We start from the raw sequence: 5,487 nt of genomic DNA on the forward strand, positions 1-5,487 counted from the left end.
ACCCCGAGCGCGCCCCTGCGGGAGCCGCCGCCGCCCTGGCCCGGGCGCCTGCCCGCGCCCTCCCCGGCGACGGTGCTCCCGCAGCCGGTGCCGGTCGGGGTGGTCGACGGCGAGGGTCACCCGGTCCGGCTGATCGAGCCCGACCGGCTGTCGGCGCCGCCCGCGCGCCTGGCCCTCGACGCCCCGCGCGGCGACCGGGCGGTGGCGGGGTGGGCGGGCCCGTGGCCGGTGCAGCAGCGCTGGTGGGCGGGGGAGAGCCGGCCCACCGGCCGGGTGCAGGTGCTCTGCGACGACGGCGCCGCCTACCTGCTGACCGTCCGCGACGACCGGTGGTGGCTCGCCGCCGTCTACGACTGACGGCGTTCAGCTCGATCGGGCGTCCGGCGCCGGGTGCGGCCCGCGTTCGTCGTGGGCCGCACCCGACTCCCGTCACCGGGTCAGGCCACCGGCGGCGAGGGCTCCGCGGCCCCGGTCATGATCGCCACCGCCTCGGACATCGAGTGCGACTCCGGGGTGATCACCGCGACCCGCCGGCCCAGCCGCTGGATGTGGATGCGGTCGGCGACCTCGAACACGTGCGGCATGTTGTGGCTGATCAGGATGACCGGCAGGCCGCGGTCGCGGACGTCGCGGATGAGCTGCAGCACCCGGTTGCCCTCCTTGACCCCGAGCGCGGCCGTCGGCTCGTCGAGGATGACGACCTTGCTGCCGAACGCCGCCGACCGCGCCACGGCCACGCCCTGGCGCTGTCCGCCGGACAGGCTCTCCACGGCCTGCCCGATGTTCTGCAGGGTGGCGATGCCCAGCTCGCTCATGTGCCGCTTCGCCTCCTCCCGCATGTGCTTGCGGTCGAGCATGCGGAACACCGAGCCGAGGATGCCGGGCTTGCGCTCCTCGCGGCCGAGGAACAGGTTGTCGGCGATGTCGAGGCCGGGCGCGACGGCCAGCGACTGGTAGACGGTCTCGATGCCGGCGCGGCGGGCGTCCATCGGGTTGCGGAAGCGCACCTCGCGCCCGTCGAGCAGGATCTGCCCGCTGTCCGGGATGAGCGCCCCGCACAGCGCCTTGATCAGGCTGGTCTTGCCGGCCCCGTTGTCGCCGATCACGGCCAGGATCTCGCCCGGGTAGAGCTCCAGGTCGCCGCTGGCGATCGCGGTGACCGGCCCGTACCGCTTGACCAGGCCCTTGGCCTGCAGCACCGGCTCGCGCACCGCGGTGGGCCGGTCCTCCTTCTCCAGGGACTCCGCCGTCATGCGCGCACCTTCCTGATCCACTGGTCGATGGCCACGGCCACCAGGACGAGCAGGCCGATCGCGAAGCCCTGCCAGACGACGTCGACGCCGCCCAGCTGCAGCCCGTTGCGGAACACGCCGACGATCAGCGCCCCGACCAGCGTGCCCAGCACGAGCCCGCGCCCGCCGAAGAGGCTGGTGCCGCCGAGCACCACGGCAGTGATGGAGTCGAGGTTGTACTCGACGCCGACGTTCGGGCTGGCCGAGGCCAGCCGGCCGATCAGGATCCAGGCGCCGACCGCGTAGATCAGCCCGGCCACCGTGTAGACCGACAGCAGCACCCGGTCGGTGCGGATGCCGGCCAGGCGGGCGGCCTCGATGTCGTCGCCCGTGGCGTAGACGTGCTTGCCCCACGCGGTGTGCCCGAGCGCGTAGAAGAAGAACGCGAACAGCAGCAGCATGAGGATCGAGCCGTAGGTGATCCGGAAACCGCCGAGGGAGAACGTCTCGCCGGTCCAGGTCATGATCGCCGGCATGTCCGCGCCGCGGACGGTCTCGCTGCGCGAGATGACCGAGTTGAGCGAGAAGAAGATGCTCAACGTGCCGAGGGTGACGATGAACGGCGGCAGCTTGAGCCGGGTGACCAGCAGGCCGTTCAGCGCCCCCATCGCGGTGCCCAGCACGAACCCGACCAGCAGCGAGACCACGCCGGGCAGGCCCAGCTTCGTGGCCATGTTCGCCATCAGGATCGAGGAGAACACCGCGATGGCGCCGACCGACAGGTCGATGCCGGCGGTCAGGATGACCAGCGTCTGGCCCAGGGCCAGGGTGGCGATCACGGTGACCTGGGCGAGCACCAGCCCGAGGTTGGCCGCGGACAGGAACCGGCCGCTGACCACCGCGAACACCAGGATCGCCAGGACCAGCACGGCCAGCGGGCCGAGGATCGGGTTGGCGTGCAGCACGTGCTGCACGCGCTCGACGGGCGAGGTCGAGCGGCGCTGCTCGAAGCCGGTGGCGGTGCTCACGCTCAGCCCCAGCAGTTCTCGGCGCCGAACGCGGTGTCCTTCGCGGTCACCCCGGACTGCGGCTGGTCGGTGATCAGGTTGACCCCGGTGTCGGTGAAGTCCTTGCCCGCGGTGGCCTCCGGCTTGGTGCCGTCCTTGGCGAACGCGGCCAGCGCCTCGACCCCCTGCTGGGCCATGACCAGCGGGTACTGCTGGGAGGTGGCGCCGATCTGGCCGGACTTGACGGCCTCGACGCCCGGGCAGCCGCCGTCGACGGACACGATCGTCACGTCGCCCTCGCGACCGGCCGCCTTGAGCGCCTCGTAGGCGCCGGCCGCGGCCGGCTCGTTGATCGTGTAGACGAGGTTGATCGTCGGGTCCGTCTGCAGCAGGTTCTCCATCGCCGTGCGCCCGCCCTCCTCGGCGCCGTCGGTGACGTCGTGGCCGACGATGCGCGGGTCGGACTCGTCGCCGATGACGGCCTCGTCGCCGACGTCGATGCCGAAGCCCTGCAGGAAGCCCTGGTCGCGCTGGACGTCGACGGAGACCTGGTTGGCGTTGAGGTCGAGCAGCGCGATCCGGGCCTCGGTGCCGGCGGCCTCGAACTTGGCCTTCGCCCACTGCCCGATGAGCAGCCCGGCCTGGAAGTTGTCGGTGGCGAACGTGGCGTCCGCGGCGTCGGGCGGGTCGGTCTGGGTGTCCAGCGCGATGACCAGCAGGCCGGCCTGGCGGGCCTTGTCCAGCGCCGGCACGATCGCCTTGGAGTCGCTCGGGGTGATCAGGAAGCCGGCCGCGCCCGCCGAGATCAGCGTCTCGATGGCCTGCACCTGGGCCTCGTTGTCGCCGTCCTGCTTGCCGGCGAAGCTCTGCAGTTCGACGCCCTGGGCGTCGGCGGCGCGCTGGGCGCCCTCCTTCATCTTGACGAAGAACGGGTTGGTGTCGGTCTTGGTGATCAGGCCGACGATCGGGCGGTCTCCGCCACCGGCGCCGCTGTCGCCACCGCACGCGGTGAGCGCGGCGGCGGCGAGCAGGCCGGCGGCGAGTGCGCCCCCGCGGCGCAGGGCTGTCCGGGCATTCCTCATCAGCTGCGACCTTTCGTCATCGTCGACAGGGGCCGTGCGGACAACGTTGTCAGGAGACTGTGACCGCCGATACCGTCACTCACAAGCGTGGACGTGAACTCGATCAATAACGAATCGATTACGCGGCATGCGATCTTGACAACGATGTCGACCATGGAATGCTCCTCCCGTGGAGGCCCTCGTGGACCGCGCGCGCAGGCCGACGATGCGCGACGTGGCCGCGCGCGCCGGCGTCAGCTTCAAGACCGTCTCCCGGGTCGTGAACGACGAACCCGGCGTCTCGCCGCAGCTGGCCGCGCGTGTGCGGTCGGCGGTGGAGGCCCTCGACTACCGGCCCCACCCGGGGGCCCGCGTGCTGCGCCGCACCGACCGCCGTACGGCCACGATCGCGCTGCTGCTGGAGGACGTGGCCAACCCGTTCTCGGCCGCGCTGGCCCGCGCCGTCGAGGACGAGGCCGTGCCCCGGGGCGTGGTGGTCTTCTCCGCCAGTCTCGACGAGGACCCCGGGCGCGAGCGCGGGTTCGTCCGCGAGTTCGGCGCCCGCCACGTCGACGGCCTGCTGCTCGCCCCGGCCGGCGACGACCAGTCCCACCTGGCCGCCGAGGTCCGCGCCGGCACCGCGGTCGTCTGCGTCGACCGGCCCGCCCGCAACCTCGACGTCGACTCGGTCGTCTCCACGAACGTCCTCGGCGCCCGCGACGGCTTGCGCCACCTGGCCGCGGCGGGGCACCGGCGCGTCGCCTTCCTGGGCGACCGGCCGTCCATCGACACCGCGCGCCGGCGGTTCGAGGGCTACCGCGACGGGCTGGCGGCGGCGGGCGCGCCGGTCGACCCGCGGCTCGTGGTGCACGACCTGCGCACCCCGGCCGACGCCGACGGCGCGGTCACCGCGCTGCTGTCCGGGCCGCGGCCGCCGACGGCGCTGTTCACCGCGCAGAACATGGTGACGGTCGGCGCGGTGCGGGCACTGCGCCGGATGGGCCTGGAGCACGTGGTCGCCCTGGTCGGGTTCGACGACTTCCCGCTGGCCGATCTGCTCTCGCCCGGCGTCACGGTGGTGGCGCAGGACCCGGCGGCCATCGGGCGGATCGCGGCCGGGCTGCTGTTCTCCCGCATCGCCGGCGACGCCGGCCCGCCGCGGACCCGGCTGGTGCCCACGACCCTGGTCCGCCGCGGCTCCGGCGAGCTCCCACCCCCCTGAGCCCCCTCCCGTCGAGAACGAAGTTGTCGTGATTGTGGACCGGTCCAACGGACGACAACGTCGTTCTCGACGGGGGTTCGAGCTGGCGTTCTCGTGGACGTGAAGGTCTAGCGTCGGTGGGGTGCGGATCGGCGAGCTGAGCGAGCGGGCCGGGGTGAGCACCCGGACCCTGCGCCACTACGAGGAGCTGGGCCTGCTGCCGGCCCGGCGACGGGCGAACGGCTACCGCGAGTACGACGAGGCCGACCTGCGGCTGCTCGCCGAGATCCGCGACCTGGTCGAGCTCGGCTTCGCGCTGGAGGAGACCCGCCCCTTCCTCGACTGCCTGCGCGCCGGGCACCCCACCGGCACCAGTTGCCCCGACGCCCGCGCCGTGCAGCTACGCAAGCTCGCCGAGGTCGACGACCTGATCGACCGCCTGCGCGCGGTCCGCGCCGAGCTGGCCGACCAGCTCGACGCTCCCGCCCCGCGCTGCCACCTGACCTGCTGAGGAGTCCGGATGACCACCACCGAGTCCCTGGTCCGCGTCACCGACGCCACGTTCGACGAGCTCGTGCTGCGCTCCGAGCTGCCGGTGCTGCTGGAGTTCACCGCGTCCTGGTGCCCGCCCTGCCGGATGATCGAGCCGGTGCTGCGCGAGCTGGCCGGCGAGCTGGCCGGGCGCGTCGTCGTCGCCCAGCTCGACGTGGACGAGAACCCGCGCACCGCCTCCGCCTACGGCGTGCTGGGGATGCCGACGCTGAACCTCTACCGCGACGGCGCCGTCGTCGCCCGGCTGACCGGCGCCCGCCCGAAGGCCGCGCTGCTGCGGGCGTTCGGGGAGCACCTGCCGGCGGTCGGCTAGCTGTACTGACCGGAGACGTTGGTCGAGATCATGTGACGACACGATCTAGCTGATCTTGATAGGCGAGGACCTCCCGGTGTGGTGTGGAGCTGTCTGACGGCACCCACACACAACCCCAGGA

Annotated in this window: 6 protein-coding genes and 1 pseudogene; 4 read left to right on the top strand and 3 right to left on the bottom strand. The window is 72.8% G+C overall.

Annotated features, from left to right (window positions below; translation table 11 throughout):
• Positions 1 to 357: pseudogene (locus KIK08_RS37015) on the top strand (DNA polymerase Y family protein); the annotation flags it as partial.
• Positions 358 to 437: 80 nt separating this feature from the next.
• On the opposite strand, the gene KIK08_RS37020 reads toward KIK08_RS37015, so the two are convergent.
• From KIK08_RS37020 to KIK08_RS37030, 3 genes are read right to left on the bottom strand one after another with little or no spacing between them, the layout of a single operon-like run.
• The gene (locus KIK08_RS37020) at positions 438 to 1,211 is read right to left on the bottom strand and encodes an ATP-binding cassette domain-containing protein (RefSeq protein WP_214407980.1); all 774 of its coding nucleotides are present in this window, start codon (positions 1,209 to 1,211) and stop codon (positions 438 to 440) included.
• A gap of 38 nt (positions 1,212 to 1,249) precedes the next feature.
• Positions 1,250 to 2,260, bottom strand: coding sequence for an ABC transporter permease (locus KIK08_RS37025; protein ID WP_308258130.1), 1,011 nt, complete (start codon positions 2,258 to 2,260; stop codon positions 1,250 to 1,252).
• Between the two features lie 2 nt (positions 2,261 to 2,262).
• Positions 2,263 to 3,321 carry a sugar ABC transporter substrate-binding protein gene (locus KIK08_RS37030; protein WP_214407978.1) on the bottom strand — a complete coding sequence of 353 codons (1,059 nt, stop codon included), beginning with the start codon at positions 3,319 to 3,321 and terminating at the stop codon, positions 2,263 to 2,265.
• A 169-nt stretch (positions 3,322 to 3,490) separates the two neighbouring features.
• Here KIK08_RS37030 and KIK08_RS37035 point away from each other — a divergent pair, with 169 nt between their 5' ends.
• From KIK08_RS37035 to KIK08_RS37045, 3 genes are all read left to right on the top strand, one after another.
• Positions 3,491 to 4,522, top strand: a complete 1,032-nt coding sequence (locus KIK08_RS37035; protein ID WP_408004788.1) for a LacI family DNA-binding transcriptional regulator — start codon at positions 3,491 to 3,493, stop codon at positions 4,520 to 4,522.
• Positions 4,523 to 4,643: 121 nt separating this feature from the next.
• Positions 4,644 to 5,012 (top strand): MerR family transcriptional regulator, encoded by a 369-nt coding sequence (locus KIK08_RS37040; protein ID WP_214407979.1) that lies wholly within the window; start codon positions 4,644 to 4,646, stop codon positions 5,010 to 5,012.
• 9 nt (positions 5,013 to 5,021) lie between these two features.
• Positions 5,022 to 5,366 carry a thioredoxin family protein gene (locus KIK08_RS37045; protein WP_305849629.1) on the top strand — a complete coding sequence of 115 codons (345 nt, stop codon included), beginning with the start codon at positions 5,022 to 5,024 and terminating at the stop codon, positions 5,364 to 5,366.
• The last annotated feature ends 121 nt before the right edge of the window (positions 5,367 to 5,487 follow it).

Source organism: Pseudonocardia lacus (assembly GCF_018531445.1).
Lineage (GTDB): Bacteria > Actinomycetota > Actinomycetes > Mycobacteriales > Pseudonocardiaceae > Pseudonocardia > Pseudonocardia lacus.